The sequence below is a fragment of the Flagellimonas baculiformis genome (genome assembly GCF_033441575.1).
GTDB lineage: Bacteria > Bacteroidota > Bacteroidia > Flavobacteriales > Flavobacteriaceae > Flagellimonas > Flagellimonas baculiformis.
This window is the reverse complement of sequence record NZ_JAUZVW010000002.1, coordinates 462,515-480,036: the sequence shown is the minus strand read 5'-3', so window position 1 is coordinate 480,036 and position 17,522 is coordinate 462,515. Positions and strand designations below refer to the sequence as shown.

Genomic DNA, 17,522 nt, shown 5'->3' with positions numbered 1-17,522 from the left:
CACCAAAAACAAAAGAAGAATGAAAACAAATCTTAAACCTTTAGCAATTGTCGCCTTTTTGGGAATCCTGTTGCACTCTTGTAGCAGTGATGACGAGGGCACACCCCCAGTAGCCGCACCGGTCATTTCCAACTTTGAATATGGAGAGGGCAGCAGTCACTCCGAAGACCAAGTGGCCTACAAGGGATCGGACATCCATCTGGAAGCAGAAATCACCGCAGAAGGAACGGTAAGCAGCATTTCTGTTGACATCCATGCGCATGACCTCGAAGTGGGCGAAGGGGAAGTGGAATGGGATTTTGAACAGACCTTTACCGATGCCAGTTACTTGGTCATCAACCCCACCTTTCATGAGCATATCGATATTCCTTCCAACATTCCGGCGGGTGAATACCATGTTACATTGACCGTAACGGATGAGTTGGGCAACAGCACGGAGGCGGAAGGGCACCTACAAATTTTGGACCCGATCACACTGAGTGAGATTGCCATTAGCGAGACCGTTGTTCGAGGCTCTGATTTCCACACCGAGTTCATCATTTCTGCCGTAAACGGAATCCATCAGATCACTGTAGATATACACGGGCATGATCTCACGGTAGGCGAAGGTGAAGTGGAATGGGATTTTGAGAACATCTATTCCGAAGGATACCATGAACTGACCGAAGCGGAGTTCCACGAGCACATCGATGTGCCTGAAACGGCCCCTGCTGGTGAATACCATATCCTTTTCACTGTTGAAGATGAGGATGGGAACACTGTGGAATACGAAACCCATATCGATGTGACCGCTTCGTAGCCTGAATGAATTATGCAATACAACCTTAAACCATTTACAATGAAGCAGACCGTAAGACTTTTTTTATTGGCCATGATCCCGCTTATCTTTTTGACATCGTGTAGCAGTGATGACGATGTTCTGGACCCGCAAGGGGATATCAACCCAGAAAGATTTGAGAACCTTGAGATTGGAAATGCCGCCTTTAAAGTACCACAGGCCAACCCTGACCTTCACATTCAATTTGATTACACAGGAGAACAAAAGGTAACCGAAGTTTACTTCGAAATTGAATCCGTAAATATCAAAAATCCGGTAGGAGATGAAGTGGATTGGCTGATTTCCAATTATTTGGTCCCTAAAAGTTATTATGAGGGCCAAATCAACCCACATGTGCACTATCATATACTTTTTGATCAAAACAATGAGTTTTTTCCTGCTACCAGACCAGCGGAAGGAGTATACAAACTAACCATAACCATGATAGAGGAAGATGGTTCGGAGAGTAGGCTTTCCAAAGAGTTTGAAGTGGTCAAAAGATTTTTTGAGGTAGAGGTCGGGCATGATGGACACGTCCATTATGGCAGCGATGAACTCCATGTAGAGTTTGAATACCAAGGTGGTGACAACACGGTCAATGAAATCATGTTTGAACTATGGTTCGAGGAATGGAGGGAAGGCCAGAACGTTCCCGTAGGCAGTTGGGACAACATCAGACACACGCTTCCTGCAGATCTCTATGAAAACTCCAACACCCCCCACATTCATTACCACATGTCCATCGACCCAGAATTTCCAGTAGGGAATTACTGGTTGAACATTTATGTTGAGGATTCGGGCTCGGAAGAGGCTGTGAAGCTGTCCGTTCCCTTCAGTGTGGTTATGGATGAGTGATTGCAAACAATAGCTTAATACGCCGCACGGCTTTAAAAGCTGTGCGGCCCATTAAAATTTCAATATGAAAACATTTTCAAAACGGTTCCTTACTTTTTTGTCCTTCATGTTGCTGTTCGCATGCTCAAGCAGTGATAACGGGGATATTGATGAGGACAAACCCGTCATCAGCGTAAACTATGCCGAAGGATTCCCACAGGCCTGTGAAACCTTGGAAAGGGGGCAGACCTATTCCTTTCGGGCACAAGTCACGGACAATGTGGCACTGGCCGCCTATAGCGTGAACATCCACCACAACTTTGACCACCATACCCACGATGACCAGGGGGCCCAGTGTGACCTGGAAGCTGTCAAGACAGCCATCAACCCCATGATGTTCATGGAAAACCATGCCATTGAAGGTGGAGTGACTTCTTATGAAATCAACCTTTCCATTGTCATCCCTGATGATGTAGATCCAGGGGATTACCACTGTGCCTTCTCCGTGACCGACCAGACCGGATGGCAGAGCAGGACTTCGGTGGATATTAAAATTGCGGATTGACCGCTTTTAACTTTAAAATTTTCAAAACATGATATCTACAAATCAACTGACCAAAAAATTCGGGGACCTCACGGCGGTGGACCATCTTCCCTTTGGGATCCAAGAAAAAAGCTGACCTCCAAAAAGGCGCTTTTAACAACCTGGCCCCAATCTTTTCAAAAGGGAGGCGGCAAAAAGGAATACTGGCCGGTTGACATTATCCCAAAAACCAAAAATTTTAGTACGAATCAGTTCAAACGAAAAAAATGAAAATAAAAAATCCAACTTACGACATCATCGCCCTTTCCAGTTCCCTGATCTGCGCCATCCACTGTGCGGCAATACCCATCGTATTGTCATTCTCATCATTGTCGGGCCTGCATTTCTTACACAATCCCCTCATTGAGTGGTCCTTTATTGTGGCAGCTATCGTATTTGTCATCATTTCCCTTTGGCCAAGCTACAAAAAGGTGCACCACAAGTCCAGACCTTTGGTTATTGCCGCTATTGGTTTTGGGCTGATCGCATTGGGCAGGTTGGACCTGAACGAGCTCTGGGAAACAGCACATACTGTTATGGGAGCCATCATGGTATCGGTGGCCCATTACGCGAACTGGAAATTGTTGCGTTCAACGGGTAACCATACAAATTGTCAACCCTGAACAAAGTAAAAACCTTATGACCAGCCATCCATTGTTTTCTTTTTAAAATTTATGGAAAACTCTAAAAGTCAGTAAGATATGATAAGAACGAGTGGCTTAAAATTTGGATACGCCCCTGCCGGAAGGCAGTTCAGTTTTCCTGATATTTCCTTAGAAGCATCCCAACATCTGCTGATCTTGGGAAAATCGGGAATTGGCAAGACAACTTTGTTACATCTGTTGGCAGGACTGCTCTCCCCTACGGAAGGCAGTATTGAAATTGACGGAATTCCGGTCCGTACACTTTCCAACAGACAGATGGATCGGTTCAGGGGAAGAAACATTGGGCTTGTTTTTCAAAACAACCACGCCGTCCAGTCGCTCAATGTCATCGAAAACCTGAAGGCCAGACTTTTCTTCGCCAAAAAATCCATCTCCCAGACCGTAATCACACATCTGCTGGAACAACTTGACATCTCGGATTGCAAAAACAAAAAGATCAGGGAGTTGAGCGAAGGACAATTGCAACGCTTGGGCATCGCCATGGCCATGGTGCACCTTCCAAAGGTCATATTGGCCGATGAGCCCACTTCCAGCCTCGACGATGACAATTGCAAAAAGGTGATGGAACTCTTGATCGGGCAGGCCAAGGCCAATGGGGCCAACTTGATTGTCATTACACACGATCAGCGGATAAAACCCTTGTTCAACAACACCTTGGAGCTATGAACATTTGGAAGATCAGCATCAAAAACTTTAGGTTCAAGCCCCTATTCACTTTACTGGGCATCCTAACACTATCGGTAAGCATCGCCCTTCTTGTAGGGATCCAACAATTGGATACATCCTTCAGGGACCAACTGGACAACAATTTGGGAGAAATCGATATGGTCATGGGAGCCAAGGGAAGCCCTCTCCAATTGGTGCTAGCTTCCGTACTCCATATAGATAACCCAACGGGAAACATTCCCTTTGAAGAAGCGAAGGGATTGACGAAAAACCCCATGATCCAGAAAGCGGTGCCCATCTCCTACGGGGACAACTACAAGGGGTATCGGATCGTGGGTACCACTGACGACTTTGCCACGCTCTATAACGCAAGAATAACTCAAGGCCGCTCAGTGGAAAAACCCATGGAAGTGGTGCTTGGGGCCTCCGTGGCCAAAAAATTGGGACTTCATATCGGCGACTCCTTCCAAAGTTCCCACGGACTGGTCGAAAAGGGCGGACATGCCCATGAGGAACCTCTTACCGTAGTGGGCATATACGCCACGACCCATAAAGTTTTGGACCGTTTGATCATTACCGGATTGGAGACCATTTGGGAAGTCCATCTCCATGAAGAGGGGCATCCAGCAGAACATCATGGGGAAGGAGAACACCATGGTGAGGAAGAAAATGAACGGGAAATCACTTCATTGCTGGTCTCCTTCAGGAACCCCATCGCACTGCTGACCGTTCCCCGCAGTATCAACGAGAATACCAATATGCAGGCGGCCCTACCCAAATTTGAACTGGAACGCCTGTACCAATTTACAGGTGTTGGGGTAAAAACGATCACTTGGATAGCTTATGCCATTTTGGTCATTTCCGGCATCACCATATTCATAGGCCTGTACAGAATGGTACGCGATCGGGCCTTTGATCTGGCACTGATGCGAAGCTATGGGGCCAATAGGTTCCAATTGGTCAACATGGTCCTATATGAAGGTGTTTTGATGGCCGGGACTGCTTTTCTGATTGGTATCCTATTATCACAGATCGGCGTCTTTTTCATTTTTGAAATGATAATGGACCAATACAAGCAAACCATGCCCCTCCAACTCAAACTTCAAGAAGTATTGCAAACAGGGATCCTGGTTTTGTCGATGGTCCTGTTGTCCATTGCGCTTGCCATTTACCCCCTCATTAAAATGAACATCTCCAAAATATTGAGCCATGAAAAATAAAATCCTGGTCGCCTTGTTCTTGCTATCCTCCGCGACCTGTTTCTCACAAACAGAAATAACATGGTGGGACTTGGCCCGTATCAACTATACGGAAAAGTACTTCCCTTCCTACGGTGAAAATTTCCTCTACCCAGAATTCAGTGAGCATATGAAGTCACTTGAAAGCAAAAAAGTGGCCATTACAGGCTTTTTCTTGGATATAGACCCGAGTGGCAAACTGTTCATCCTTTCCAAAAACCCCATGGCCTCCTGTTTTTTTTGTGGTATGGGAGGACCAGAAACGGCCATAGAGCTTCAATTTAAATCGAAACCAGGCTTCAAAACCGATGATATTCTCTACGTCACCGGCATCCTCAAGCTCAATGCAGATGATGTACAACACTTCAATTACATCCTTACCGATTGTGTTGCCCAAAAAATGAAATAAAAAAATCAATAACACATTATAAAAATGAACAGAAGAAAATTTTTCAGGAACGGAACGCTTTCGGCCTTGGGAGCATCCCTTTTTACTCCTTTCGAATCCGTTCGGGCTTCAGAATTTGGGAACGAATGGAAGCGAAAAAAGGCCAAGAACATCATTATGCTGGTCAGCGACGGCATGAGCACAGGTACCTTGAACATGGCCGACCTCTATCTCAACCGTAAAACAGGAAAGGGAAGCAACTGGTTGGACCTGTATCGGGAAAATAAGGTTTCGCGTGCCCTTATGGACATGGCATCGGCCAGTTCCATCGTCACCGATTCCGCAGCCGCCAGTTCCTCATGGGGCGGTGGTGCAAGAATCAAGAACGGCGGCATCAACATGGGTGTCAATGGCGAACCTCATCTTCCCATTTGGCAAAAGTTCAAAGCCGTCGGGAAAAAGGCGGGATGTGTGACCACGGTCCCCATTACCCATGCAACCCCTGCCGGCTTTTGCGTCAACCAAAAATCCAGGAACGACCAAGAGGCCATCGCCGAAAAATACTTGGATCTTGGTTTTGATGTGATGATGGGCGGGGGCAACGAATATTTCTCGTCGGATAAGCGCAAAGATGGAAAAGATATGTACGTCGCCTTCGAGAACAAAGGATATTACGTGGCCCGGACCAGAAATGAAATGACAGCTGCCCCGAAGGGAAAATCCGTATTAGGGGTTTTTGGGGACAATGGGCTTCCTTACGCCAAGGATCGGGAAAACAATAAAGAACTACAGGAAAATACGCCCAGTTTGGCCGAAATGACCCAAAAGGCCATTGAAAACCTAAAGGACAGTGCCAAAGGATTTGTGCTCCAAGTAGAAGGCGGCAAAGTGGATTGGGCCGCCCATGCCAATGATATTGCAGGGTTGATCTATGATCAGGTCGCTTTTGATGAAGCCGTTCAAGTGGCCATGGATTTTGCGGAAAAGGACGGGGAGACCTTGGTGATCATCACTACAGATCATGGAAATGCCAATCCAGGTGTCATTTATGGGAAATATGCCAATGACCATTTTGATTCCATCCAAAACTACAAACACACCAACGAGTGGATTTTGAACGGCATTGGCAAGGAAACATCGGTAAGCAGCATAAAGGAACGTGTGGAATATGCCAACGGATTTGCCTTGACGGACGGGGAAGCCAATACACTTTTAGGTTATTACGATTCCCTCAATGCCGAGGATGGCCTGTACAATCCAAAGCATTTGCCCTTTGGTGCTTTGGCGGAAATCCAAAAACAGCACAACTCGGTGGGTTGGATCAGCATGCAGCATTCGGCCGATTATGTGGAGCTGGCCATGTACGGCCCTGGAAGCCAATTGTTGAAACCTTTTGTGAAAAATACCGAACTGCACTATCTCATGCTCGAAGCCGCAGAGGTAGAGAATACTTTTTAAAGACGATTTCAAAATAAAATCGAACGGATATTTTTGACCCGGTACAAAGTTCACGATAGTTTATCAGCAAAATCACATTCTTAAAACAGTTTTGAAACAAAAAAACGATGCGTTTCCGCATCGTTCTTTATTCCATGTCTTAAAAAGGTGGTGTTTATGCCTCGCAACTGGTGCACTCTTTCTTTTGCTTGAACTTCTGTGCGGCATTCATACTGTGCTGATAGTACAAAGACTTCAGTCCCAGTTTCCATGCCGTTACGTGGATTTTGTTGATGTCCTTCGTGGGCATGTCGGGGTGCACGATGATGTTTACCGATTGCCCTTGGTCAATATGGTTCTGTCTGTTGGCCGCTTGGTACACGATGTCCAACTGGTCCAACTCGGAATAGGTCTTGAACACTGCCTTCTCCTCTTCGGTCAAAAACTCCAAGTGCTGCACAGATCCATCCATATCGCGAATGCTCTTCCAGACCTCAGCGTTGTTTTGTCCTTTCTCCTCCAATAGGTCCATCAGATAAGGATTCTTGATGGTCACCTTGATCTTTGCAATGTCCTTCACGTAACAATTGCTCCAAATAGGCTCTATTCCCTGGGACACTTGGCCCAAGATAAACGCTGAGGAAGTGGTGGGCGCAATGGCGTTCAAGGTCGTGTTCCTTCTGCCATAGCCTTTCAATACTTCAGGTTCGCCAAAACGTTCGGCCAATTCTTCGGATGCCTTGTAGGAACGCTCCTTGATGGCCTTGAATATTTCATTGTTCAGGTTGTATGCCTCCTGGCTATCAAAAGCAAGGCGCTTTGACTGCAAGAGGGAGTGCCAGCCCAAGGCACCTAGGCCCAAGGCACGGTTTTCCTTGGCAAAGTTATAGGCCCTTTCCATAAAGAGGAAGGTCTGCCTGTCATCACGATCGGAAGAATCCCTGTAGGCTTCCAATTTTTCGATGAATTCGGTGATCACCGCATCCAAGAAATAGACCATGGTCTCCACGGCATCGGTATTTTTCCATTTGTCGTAATGCAACAAATTGATACTGGAAAGCACGCAGACAAAGGACCAATTGTCGTTGGAGGGCAACATGATCTCCGTGCAAAGGTTACTGGCATAGATACGATGGTCTTTGTCCCTGTACACATCCACGGCGCCATCGTTGGCATTGTCGGAGAAGAATACGTAGGGATACCCCATTTCTCCCCTTCTCTGGAGCACTTTTGCCCAAACGACCCGCTTGTCTTCATCACCGGCTATCATTTCCTCCATCCATTGGTTGGTCACGGTGACCCCATGGGTCAATTGTTGGATCGGGTTTCCTTCGGTCCCTATTTCCAAGAATTCCATGATGTCCTTGTGGTCTATGGGCAGGTAGGGCGAAAAGCGGCCGCGACGCACGGAACCTTGGCTCACCACATCCACCATGGACTCGAACAATTGCATGATATGGACCGCTCCGGAAGCCTGTCCGTTGTTCTTCACAGGGGCGCCCCTGTGCCTGATCTTTCCAAAATAGCCGGACGTTCCCCCACCCAATTTGGACATCATGCCCACTTCGGATTGGGTGTAGAGGATGTTCCCCATATCGTCATCGATGTGTGACCCAAAACAGCTGATGGGCAATCCCCTTCTTTTTCCAAAATTGGACCAAACGGGCGATGCCAAGGAGAAAAATCCTTCGGACATGTAATGGTAGAACTTGTCCGCATAGCCGGGTATCTGTAAAATATGTTCGGCCCTCTCCGCAATCTCACGGATACGACCCTCTGGGGTTGCCCCTTCAGTGAGGTAGCCCGACCCCAAAAAACTGCGGCTGTATTCATTCAGCCATTCAAAGCCTTTGTCCTCCTCTTTGGTCTTGAGTTTGGCCAAGGCATCCTTTCTGGCATTTACAAGTTCTTGGGTCTTGTTGTCTTTGATCTGCTCCGTGATCTGTGGGGATGGGGTCTTGTTCTCCATAATTAAAAAAGGTCGTCGCTGGTTATACTTTGTGTTCTCTTGCTATAGTTGATGGATCTTTTTACAAAAAAGTCTCCGTGTTTTGTTCCTATGATCTCGTCATCGAACCATTCGGTCTGTGCCAATAGTTTTTGATCGACATCGAATATTTTGGCAATGCCTATGCTTTCCAAGGAATTGTTGAATCGATTCTTGATGAACTCGTTCACCACGGCCTTCGGCAAAAAGTCGAGTTCCCCTTCCTCAAAGATCCAATCCACGATCTTGCTCTCCGATTGGAAAGCCTCTTCGCATAGTTCCTGGATCATGGTCTTGTACTCCTGATCGAACCACTCTGGGCGTTCCTTTTTGATGATATTGATCACATCGATCCCGAAATCCCCATGGATCTGCTCTTCTTTTGAAGTGGCCTCGACCACATTGGAAATTCCCTTGAGCATGTTCTTATGCTTGTTGAACGCCATGATGATCAAGAACTGGGAGAAGAGGGAAACGTGCTCAATGAACAGGGAGAAAAGCAAAATGGACTCCGCATATTCCCTGTTGTTCTCGCTCTTGGCATTTTTAAGGGCGGTCTCCAAATACTGCACCCGTTTCATGATAACAGGTTTTTTCTTGAGGTTCTCAAACTCGTTGTTCAGACCCAATATCTCCAACAAATGGGAATAGGCATCATGGTGCCTCACCTCGCTCTCGGCAAAGGTGGCCCCAACGGATCCTATCTCTGGCTTGGGCATGCGGTGGTAAATATCCCCCCAAAAGGTCTTTACCGCCACTTCTATCTGGGAAATGGCCAACATGGTGTTCTTGATGGCACTTTTTTCAACTTCGTTCAGGCCAGATTTGAAATCCTGGATGTCGCTGGTAAAGTTGAACTCGGTATGGATCCAGTACGAGTGCCTGATCGCTGGCACATATTCGTACAATTGGGGATACTCGTAGGGCTTCAGGTTGATGCGCTTTTCGAAAATGTCCGTTTGGCGCATTTGGGCCCTTTTGTTCCTATAAATAATGTATGCTTTGGCCACGTCATGGAACTCACTGTTCATGAGTTCGTTCTCCACCACATCCTGTACCTCTTCCACGGTCGGCACATACTGTTCGTCCCTGCTCTTTCGTTCCAACAAAGTACGTTGTACGTTGTCGGCAATGGTCTGCGCATCACTGATCTGCCCATGGTCCACGGCGGTCATGGCTTTCAGAATGGCATTTGTAATTTTGTGTAAATCAAATGTTTGGGTACTAAAATCTCTTTTAGTGATATGAGAAATATGCATTTGGAAAACTTTTTGGAGTTGCACGAAATAGCTCGATTGTAAAATTCATATTTTCTTTACTTGGATTTTACATTGACCCCATCAGGTTCTCAACACTTTTATCAACATTCCCATTTTTGGGGCCAAAAAATCACTGTTACAAACCTAAAAACTGGGCTTTTCGGAAAAGCTGACAAGTGTCATCCGACCATAGGATTTTTTCCACAAAAAACACAGCAAATGCAATTGAAAGGAATATTGCCTACTTTTACAGCCATAAGTTCTTTACTTAATTTCTTTATCAAAACGATAAGGGTTTCCGACACAGGTCGGGATTAAAAGGGAATCGTGTGTAAATCACGAGCTGACGCGCAACTGTAAGTCCGATCCCATTTGGGATAGCATGTTTTTGCCATAAGAGCCATTGTCCAAAAGGATGAGAAGGCGGCAAAAATCGGACAAGCCAGGATACCTGCCCATATCGTTCCTACGTTGTAGGATTTTGACGGTGCCTTCGCGTACAGGGCAGGTCGGACGTTTGAACCTTACCGGGAACCCCTCGGCAAATTCCTTCTGCGTTCTTCTTGTTTTAAGGCATTGCGAAGTTGAGCTAAGGAGCTTTTATCTAATTGTTCAATTTTATAAAAGCTTTAGCAATGAAAACAAGCAATTTGGGCTATCCGAGGATCGGGGCCCACCGTGAGCTGAAAAGGGCTTGCGAAAAGTATTGGGCCGGAAAGATCTCCTTGGAGGACCTACTCGAGACCGGAAAGAGCATCCGAACGGAAAACTGGAAACTCCAACAGGAAAAGGACATCGACCTGATCCCCTCCAACGATTTTTCATTTTACGACCAAGTTCTGGACACCACGCTGATGGTGGGTGCCATTCCAGAACGGTACAAAAACGCACAAGAATCCCATAAAAATCCAGTGGACCTCTATTTTGCCATGGCAAGGGGGCTACAAAAAGAGGGGGTGGATGTCATCGCCATGGAAATGACCAAATGGTTCGACACCAACTACCATTACATTGTCCCAGAATTTGAAAAGGACCAACAATTCGAAATACTTTCCACAAAGATCATCGATGAATTCAATGAAGCAAAGGCTCTGGGCATCCATACGAAACCTGTGCTCTTGGGCCCTGTCACCTATCTGCTGTTGGGCAAGGAAAAGGAAGAGGGTTTCCATAGGCTCGACCTCTTGCCCAAACTGCTTCCTGTTTACCATATCCTTTTTGAAAAATTGGAGAAAGCTGGGGCCACTTGGATCCAAATGGACGAACCTGTTCTAGCCACAGATCTGACGGCCGAGGAACAAGAGGCCATTTCCAAAGTATATCAGGGAATAGCCGAGAAGTTCCCTTCATTAAAAATTCTGTTGGCCAGCTATTTTGAAGGTTTTGGGGACAATCTTGACACGGTGCTGTCCTTACCTGTCTGCGCCCTGCACCTGGACCTGAAACGAAGCCCCGATCAATTGAACGAAGTTTTGGAATCTGGAAAGCTTGGAGAAAAAACATCCCTATCATTGGGCGTGGTGGACGGTCGCAATGTGTGGAAAAATGATTTTGCCGCATCATTGGAATACATCCGCAGGGCAAAAAAACAATTGGGCGAAGACCGAGTGATCATCTCCCCGTCCTGTTCGCTCTTGCACGTGCCCAATGATCTGGATCTGGAAACCAATGAAAAGACACTTCCAAAGGAAGTGAAGGACTGGATGGCCTTTGCCAAACAGAAACTGGAGGAGCTCCAAAGCCTCCAAACCCTTTCAGGAAACCCGGAACACTTCTCCCACCCACTCTTTAAGGACAATTTGGCCTCTATGGAAAAAAGGAAAAATGCTGCATTGATCCATAAACCCGAGGTAAAGCACCGAGTGGAACACCTCAGCGAGAGTGATTTCCAAAGGACATCTCCTTTTGAAAAGAGAAAAGTGCTTCAGGCAACGCATTTAAAACTCCCGCTCTTCCCCACAACGACCATTGGCTCCTTCCCCCAGACCCCTGAGGTGAGGCAGGCCCGATCGCTGTTCAAGAAAGGGGATCTCAACGAACAGAAATACATCGATTTTCTAAAAAAGGAGACCGAAAAGGCGATACACTTTCAAGAAGAGATTGGTCTTGATGTGCCCGTTCATGGCGAATTTGAGCGCAACGACATGGTGGAATATTTCGGTGAACAACTGGAAGGCTTTGTCTTTACCCAAAATGGGTGGGTACAGAGTTATGGCTCCCGTTGCGTGAAACCTCCCGTCATTTTCGGGGATGTATCAAGACCCAAGCCCATGACGGTGTTCTGGACCGCCTTTGCACAATCGTTGACGGAAAAACCCGTAAAAGGCATGCTCACAGGACCGGTCACCATTCTGCAATGGTCGTATGTACGGGACGACCAAGCCCGTTCCACAACCTGCAACCAGATTGCCCTCGCCATTCGTGACGAAGTGGTGGACCTTGAAAGAGCAGGCATAAAAATCATACAAGTGGACGAACCTGCCATACGCGAAGGACTCCCCTTGCGCAAAAAAGATTGGAAAACCTATCTGGACTGGGCCATTGGAGCATTCAAACTGTCCACAAACGGCGTGGAAGATTCCACACAGATCCATACGCACATGTGCTATTCCGAGTTCAACGATATCATCAAGGACATTGCGGACATGGATGCCGATGTGATCACCATCGAGTGCTCACGTTCACAGATGGAGCTCTTGGATGCTTTTTCAGAATTCGATTATCCCAACGATATTGGACCGGGAGTTTACGACATCCATTCGCCCAGGGTGCCGTCCTCCAAGGAGATTTTGGGGCTTTTGCAAAAAGCGGAAAAGGTGCTGCCCGCCTCCAAGCTTTGGGTAAACCCGGATTGTGGGTTGAAGACCCGGGGATGGGAAGAAACCAAGGAAGCCTTGAAAATTATGGTTTCTGCGGCCCAGCAAATGAGGGATATGGTAGCACATCCATCACATTAACATTATCGGGGCCGATGCAAACATCGGCCCCAAATTAAATGGTCATACACCTATGAAAGTAGAAGGAAAAAAATTCATCTCCCCATTACTGTGCTTCGATTTTTACGCAGAGCACTATCACAAACTGATCAAACAATTCAGGAAAGATACAGATCTATCACAACTGAGATCTATCCTAAAGAATGGGGTTGTTGAAAGAGACGTGGAAAATTTGATACAGCTCGAAACCTATGATGCACTGGTCATCACCGACCCTCACAAGAACATTGTTTGGGTGAGCGATGGTTTTCAGGAAATGACCGGGTATTCCAAAAGTTTTGCCATAGGGAAAAGTCCTCATTTTCTTCAGGGGCCCCAAACTTCGGAAGATACAAAACAAAATATCCGGGAGCAGTTAAGTACCGATCATACCTTTACAGGTTCCGTTTTGAATTATCGAAAAAATGGGGAACCCTATCTATGCCAGATCAAAATAGTCCCCATATATGATTCCAAAAGGAAGTTGGTGAATTTTTTGGCCCTGGAAAAGGAGTTGCTTGCGGCCTGATTTGGTCATTTGAGAAAAAGGGGAATTATGTCGTAAATTTCTTTTGCGCACCATTCATTCTTCTTTCTTGTCTATCTTTGCAAAACAAACCTTTTGGTACTTGAAAAGTCACGGTCTTCCTATATTTTTCACCCTGCTCTACTTGGTGGCCATGCTAAAGCCTGTGCTTCCCGTATTTGAGTATGTGGTGAACCAAGACTACATCGCCGAATACCTCTGTATCAACAAGGACAAGCCTATGATGGATTGTAACGGTAAGTGTTACTTGGCCAAAATGCTCCAAGAGGAACAGAACGAAAAAAAACAGAACCTTCCCGCAATAGACCTCAAGGAATACCCCATAGGCTTTGTGGAAATCCTATTGTTCGATTTTAATGGGCAGGAAACAAATAGAAATGTATTGCCTGTCCTAATTCCAAATGGACCCCGACAGTTTATCGGTTCCGTTTTCCACCCTCCCAATTGTTGATTTTCCATATTTCACTGAGATAAGCTTCTTGCATCCAAGCATGGAACTATGTCCCTGTGCGCAAAAGTTTCAGATGCCACATCCGATTGTGGATATCTGCAACCCATTACCCATTTTTTAACCGGAGACCTATGGATTAGCGGCATGGGTCTCCAAACTCAAGTATTGAAAATCATGAAATCATTATATCAACTATCATTTGCCCTATTTCTTTCGGTTTTTGCATCCTCCTGTAGCAACGATGACGACGCTTCGGAACTGACCGGGAACGGAACGGTAAAGATTGAATTTGACAACAGTGTGGCCGGGGATGACCTTCTCCTGAACACATCAAGCTACACCAATTCCCAGAACGAGACCCTGACCATCAACCGACTCACTTATATTGTCAGCAATTTTAGGCTGACCGATGAAAACGGCACGGTCTTCACCTATCCCAAGGATGAGAGCTACTTCATTGTGAACGAGGAAACCGGCAAGACAGAAGTGACCCTCACCAATGTTCCCGCAGGGAGATATACATCAATTACCTTTGGCATAGGCGTGGACCAAGAAAAATACCTTCAAGGTGCCGAGGGACAGGGAAGCCTGCTGACCGAAGCCGAGAACACCAACATGATGTGGTCATGGCAGGCAGGGTACAAATTCCTCAATTTTGAGGGCACCTTTACCTCCGAGACCGTAACCGAGGCCACAAGCTTTATGATCCACATGGGAAGCCATGGGTCCAGCTTGGACAATTATAAGGAAACCTCTTTGAGCCTGGATACCGAAGCATTGGTGAGCAGCGATATGAACCCCATCATACACCTTGTAGTGAATGCGGGCAACATCCTTGATGGGGAGAACAAAATATCCCTGACCGAACAAGCCGTTATCATGGTCAGCGAGGAAAAATCCCCAAAAATAGCGGTAAACACCTCGAAAATGTTCGCTGTGGACCATGTGCACAACGGAAGCGGGGAATCCCATTAAAAGAAAACTTGTGATGGGCTGTCTTAACGGACAGCCCTTAACTCCAAAACAGCAAACACATGAAATATCTTTTATGGGCGTCCGTGTTGTTGGCATTGGGTGCTTGCAGCAACGACAATGGAACATATATAAATGTGGAACAGGATGCGCCATTGTCCGTAACTGTTCCCTCCAACTTTCCGCCGATGGTCTATAATGTGGACGAAAATCCTCCCACCCAATTTGGGTTTGAATTGGGCAAAAAATTGTTCTACGATGGAAAGTTATCCGCCAACGGGTTCATTTCCTGCGGTTTTTGCCATGAGCAGCGATTTTCCTTCACACACCACGGCCATCAGTTCAGCCATGGCATCGACGACAAAGAAGGGAAGCGGAACACGCCCTCCATTGCCAATATGGCCTTTTTTTCGGAATTTGCCTGGGACGGTGCCACGAACCATCTGGATCTGTTCCCCATCATCCCCATTACCAATGAAGTGGAGATGGGCGAGACCATGACCGGGGTCCTTCAAAAGCTACAAGCGGACAGTGAGTATAAAAAAGCGTTCGATGCCGCTTTTGAGGAAGGCGGGGTCAACCATGAAAACTTCCTGAAGGCCCTTGCCCAATTCATGGTCATGATGGTCTCCTACAATTCCAAGTACGACAAATATGTACGGCATGAGGATGGGGTGTCCTTGACCGATCAGGAACTTCAAGGATTGTCCATCTTTCAGCAAAAATGTGCCAGTTGCCACACCACCGATCTATTTTCCGATGGCAGTTTCAGGAACAATGGCCTGCCACCCAACCCCATCCTGAACGATCTTGGGAGGGCAGAGGTAAGCGGAAGTGCCAGTGACAACTACAAGTTCAAGGTGCCCAGCCTGAGGAATGTTGCCCTCACGGCCCCTTACATGCACGATGGAAGGTTCGGCAGCCTGGAATCCGTCTTGAACTTCTACCAAAATGGAGTGCAGGACTCCCCCACTTTAGATCCATTGCTCAAAACAGAAGATGGGTTGGGGATTCCGTTGGACAACTCTGAGAAACAGGCCCTGATTGCTTTTTTGGGAACCCTTACTGACAATGAATTCATTGCAGACGAACGCTTTGCAGAATATTGATCCACGAAATGAATATTAAAACAACAGATGAAAACGTATATTTCACCAATATTTACTTTGATCTTGGGCATTTCCGCGCTACAAGGAAACACAATGCCCAAAACACCTTGCCCTACGACCAATTTGGCGACACTTATGCTCTATGATGATTTTTGTGACACTTGCGGTTGTAGTGGAAATGGTGGCAGCATGGGTTTTGGCACTGGACTCAACAACAATTTTGTTGGTCTGAGGTACATTGCCCAAACCTATCGATCCGGGGATGGCATTTTTGCCAATTCACCCTGGATAGATGAAAGCTTCAACACCGTCCAATTGTGGACACAGCTGCCCGTGGGAAAACGGTTCATCGTAAATGCCGTGCTCCCCTACCAATTCCATACCCGAATATTTTCGGATGATTCCGAACAGCACATCAATGGGCTGGGCGATGCCACTGTCCTAGGGTTCTATCAAATCCTGAAGCGGACCCCCGACAGCATCATTTCCATAAGACCCGAACACACCTTGCAGCTGGGAGGTGGGGTCAAAGTACCAACGGGGACCTTTGACGAGGAAAATCTGGAAGGTAGTGTAAACCCAAGTTTTCAGTTAGGCACGGGCAGTTGGGACTTCTTGGTCGGTGCCAATTATGGCATGACCTATAGAAACTGGGGACTTTCCCTCATGGCCAATTACACCATCAAAATGGAAAATGACAAGGAATACCGGTTTGGCAACCAACTGAACTATGCGCTCAACGCCTACAAGACCTATTACTTCGGAAATGATTTTGCCCTCACCCCACAACTTGGACTTGGAGGGGAGCATTTTGAGGAAAATGAAGCATTTGGATTGGCTGTGAACGATACGGGCGGAAACGCCCTTTTTGGAAAAGGAGGCATCGAGGTCAATTACAGAACCTATGCTCTAGGGATTTCGACCATGTTGCCCATTTCCCAAAACCTCAATAACGGCAAGGTGGAAGTGAAGAACAGGTTATCGGTCTATGTGAACATCAATATATGACACATTAAATCCATAAATGACAAACCCCTGACAGTCAATTGACTGTCAGGGGTTTTTGGTACCTTGGGTGGGAATCGAACCCACACGTCCGAAGACACTGGATTTTGAATCCAGCGCGTCTACCAATTCCGCCACCAAGGCATGTTATGAAAACTTATCTCTAAGCTTTCGGAGTTGTTCCTTACCAACTCCCGATTTCCAATATTTTTCCCTTATGCGTGCTTCCATTCTATTGTTGCACACTTCACTATACAATAGTTTAGAGGGTTTATATGGTTTGGTTGTTCGCTCCCTTCCATTGTTATGCCGTTTCAATCTTTCTTCAAGATTTCCGGTCATACCAATATACATATAGTTTTGTTCTATACTTGAAATTGCATAAACAACCATTATTCCAATATTTCAGCGCGCCTGCCTGTCGGCAGACAGGTCTACCAATTCCGCCACCAAGGCATGTTGGCATTTTCTCAAATGCGACTGCAAAGCTAAAAAAATAATTTTATTTACAACCAAAAAATACTTCCATTTATCCTTTAGCAACCCGAATTAATTTTTAAATTTGCACCTCTTTGCAAAAAAGTACTTT

Annotated in this window: 17 protein-coding genes, 1 tRNA gene and 1 riboswitch; of the genes, 14 read left to right on the top strand and 4 right to left on the bottom strand. The window is 46.4% G+C overall.

The genetic code is table 11. From position 1 onward, the window contains the following. Positions 1 to 19 precede the first annotated feature (19 nt). From SD450_RS04915 to SD450_RS04880, 8 genes are all read left to right on the top strand, one after another. Positions 20 to 799, top strand: a complete 780-nt coding sequence (locus SD450_RS04915) for a DUF4625 domain-containing protein (RefSeq protein WP_318343519.1) — start codon at positions 20 to 22, stop codon at positions 797 to 799. 39 nt (positions 800 to 838) lie between these two features. Then, positions 839 to 1,672: a hypothetical protein gene (locus SD450_RS04910; protein WP_318343518.1), complete on the top strand. Its 834-nt coding sequence runs from the start codon at positions 839 to 841 to the stop codon at positions 1,670 to 1,672. Positions 1,673 to 1,736: 64 nt separating this feature from the next. Next, positions 1,737 to 2,216, top strand: a complete 480-nt coding sequence (locus SD450_RS04905; RefSeq protein ID WP_318343517.1) for a DUF4625 domain-containing protein — start codon at positions 1,737 to 1,739, stop codon at positions 2,214 to 2,216. 245 nt (positions 2,217 to 2,461) lie between these two features. Then, positions 2,462 to 2,857: a MerC domain-containing protein gene (locus tag SD450_RS04900; RefSeq protein ID WP_318343516.1), complete on the top strand. Its 396-nt coding sequence runs from the start codon at positions 2,462 to 2,464 to the stop codon at positions 2,855 to 2,857. Between the two features lie 78 nt (positions 2,858 to 2,935). After that, on the top strand, positions 2,936 to 3,565 hold the full coding sequence (locus SD450_RS04895; protein ID WP_318343515.1) for an ATP-binding cassette domain-containing protein: 630 nt from the start codon (positions 2,936 to 2,938) through the stop codon (positions 3,563 to 3,565). Beyond that, on the top strand, positions 3,562 to 4,785 hold the full coding sequence (locus SD450_RS04890; protein WP_318343514.1) for an ABC transporter permease: 1,224 nt from the start codon (positions 3,562 to 3,564) through the stop codon (positions 4,783 to 4,785). Before SD450_RS04895 ends, SD450_RS04890 begins: the two co-directional genes overlap by 4 nt. After that, the gene (locus tag SD450_RS04885; protein ID WP_318343513.1) at positions 4,775 to 5,212 is read left to right on the top strand and encodes a hypothetical protein; all 438 of its coding nucleotides are present in this window, start codon (positions 4,775 to 4,777) and stop codon (positions 5,210 to 5,212) included. The genes SD450_RS04890 and SD450_RS04885 overlap by 11 nt, the downstream gene beginning before the upstream one ends. Before the next feature lie 24 nt (positions 5,213 to 5,236). After that, on the top strand, positions 5,237 to 6,649 hold the full coding sequence (locus tag SD450_RS04880) for an alkaline phosphatase (protein WP_318343512.1): 1,413 nt from the start codon (positions 5,237 to 5,239) through the stop codon (positions 6,647 to 6,649). Between the two features lie 154 nt (positions 6,650 to 6,803). On the opposite strand, the gene SD450_RS04875 is transcribed toward SD450_RS04880, so the two are convergent. Further along, positions 6,804 to 8,597 carry a ribonucleoside-diphosphate reductase subunit alpha gene (locus tag SD450_RS04875; RefSeq protein WP_318343511.1) on the bottom strand — a complete coding sequence of 598 codons (1,794 nt, stop codon included), beginning with the start codon at positions 8,595 to 8,597 and terminating at the stop codon, positions 6,804 to 6,806. 2 nt (positions 8,598 to 8,599) lie between these two features. Beyond that, positions 8,600 to 9,874 (bottom strand): ribonucleotide-diphosphate reductase subunit beta, encoded by a 1,275-nt coding sequence (locus tag SD450_RS04870; protein WP_318343510.1) that lies wholly within the window; start codon positions 9,872 to 9,874, stop codon positions 8,600 to 8,602. Positions 9,875 to 10,149: 275 nt separating this feature from the next. Then, positions 10,150 to 10,347, top strand: a riboswitch (cobalamin riboswitch). Between the two features lie 162 nt (positions 10,348 to 10,509). Between SD450_RS04870 and metE the strand changes: the two genes are divergently transcribed. From metE to SD450_RS04840, 6 genes are all read left to right on the top strand, one after another. Beyond that, positions 10,510 to 12,831 carry a 5-methyltetrahydropteroyltriglutamate--homocysteine S-methyltransferase gene (gene metE / locus SD450_RS04865; protein ID WP_318343509.1) on the top strand — a complete coding sequence of 774 codons (2,322 nt, stop codon included), beginning with the start codon at positions 10,510 to 10,512 and terminating at the stop codon, positions 12,829 to 12,831. Positions 12,832 to 12,883: 52 nt separating this feature from the next. After that, on the top strand, positions 12,884 to 13,378 hold the full coding sequence (locus SD450_RS04860) for a PAS domain-containing protein (RefSeq protein WP_318343508.1): 495 nt from the start codon (positions 12,884 to 12,886) through the stop codon (positions 13,376 to 13,378). A gap of 100 nt (positions 13,379 to 13,478) precedes the next feature. Further along, the gene (locus SD450_RS04855) at positions 13,479 to 13,847 is read left to right on the top strand and encodes a hypothetical protein (protein WP_318343507.1); all 369 of its coding nucleotides are present in this window, start codon (positions 13,479 to 13,481) and stop codon (positions 13,845 to 13,847) included. A gap of 174 nt (positions 13,848 to 14,021) precedes the next feature. Beyond that, positions 14,022 to 14,822: an MbnP family protein gene (locus SD450_RS04850; protein ID WP_318343506.1), complete on the top strand. Its 801-nt coding sequence runs from the start codon at positions 14,022 to 14,024 to the stop codon at positions 14,820 to 14,822. 59 nt (positions 14,823 to 14,881) lie between these two features. Next, complete coding sequence (locus tag SD450_RS04845) at positions 14,882 to 15,928, top strand: cytochrome-c peroxidase (protein ID WP_318343505.1); 1,047 nt, start codon at positions 14,882 to 14,884, stop codon at positions 15,926 to 15,928. Positions 15,929 to 15,955: 27 nt separating this feature from the next. Continuing rightward, positions 15,956 to 16,936 carry a transporter family protein gene (locus tag SD450_RS04840; protein ID WP_318343504.1) on the top strand — a complete coding sequence of 327 codons (981 nt, stop codon included), beginning with the start codon at positions 15,956 to 15,958 and terminating at the stop codon, positions 16,934 to 16,936. 56 nt (positions 16,937 to 16,992) lie between these two features. Here SD450_RS04840 and SD450_RS04835 read toward each other — a convergent pair. Continuing rightward, positions 16,993 to 17,077: transfer RNA gene (locus SD450_RS04835), tRNA-Leu, on the bottom strand. A 3-nt stretch (positions 17,078 to 17,080) separates the two neighbouring features. Further along, positions 17,081 to 17,326: a GIY-YIG nuclease family protein gene (locus SD450_RS04830; RefSeq protein WP_318343503.1), complete on the bottom strand. Its 246-nt coding sequence runs from the start codon at positions 17,324 to 17,326 to the stop codon at positions 17,081 to 17,083. Between the last annotated feature and the right edge of the window lie 196 nt (positions 17,327 to 17,522).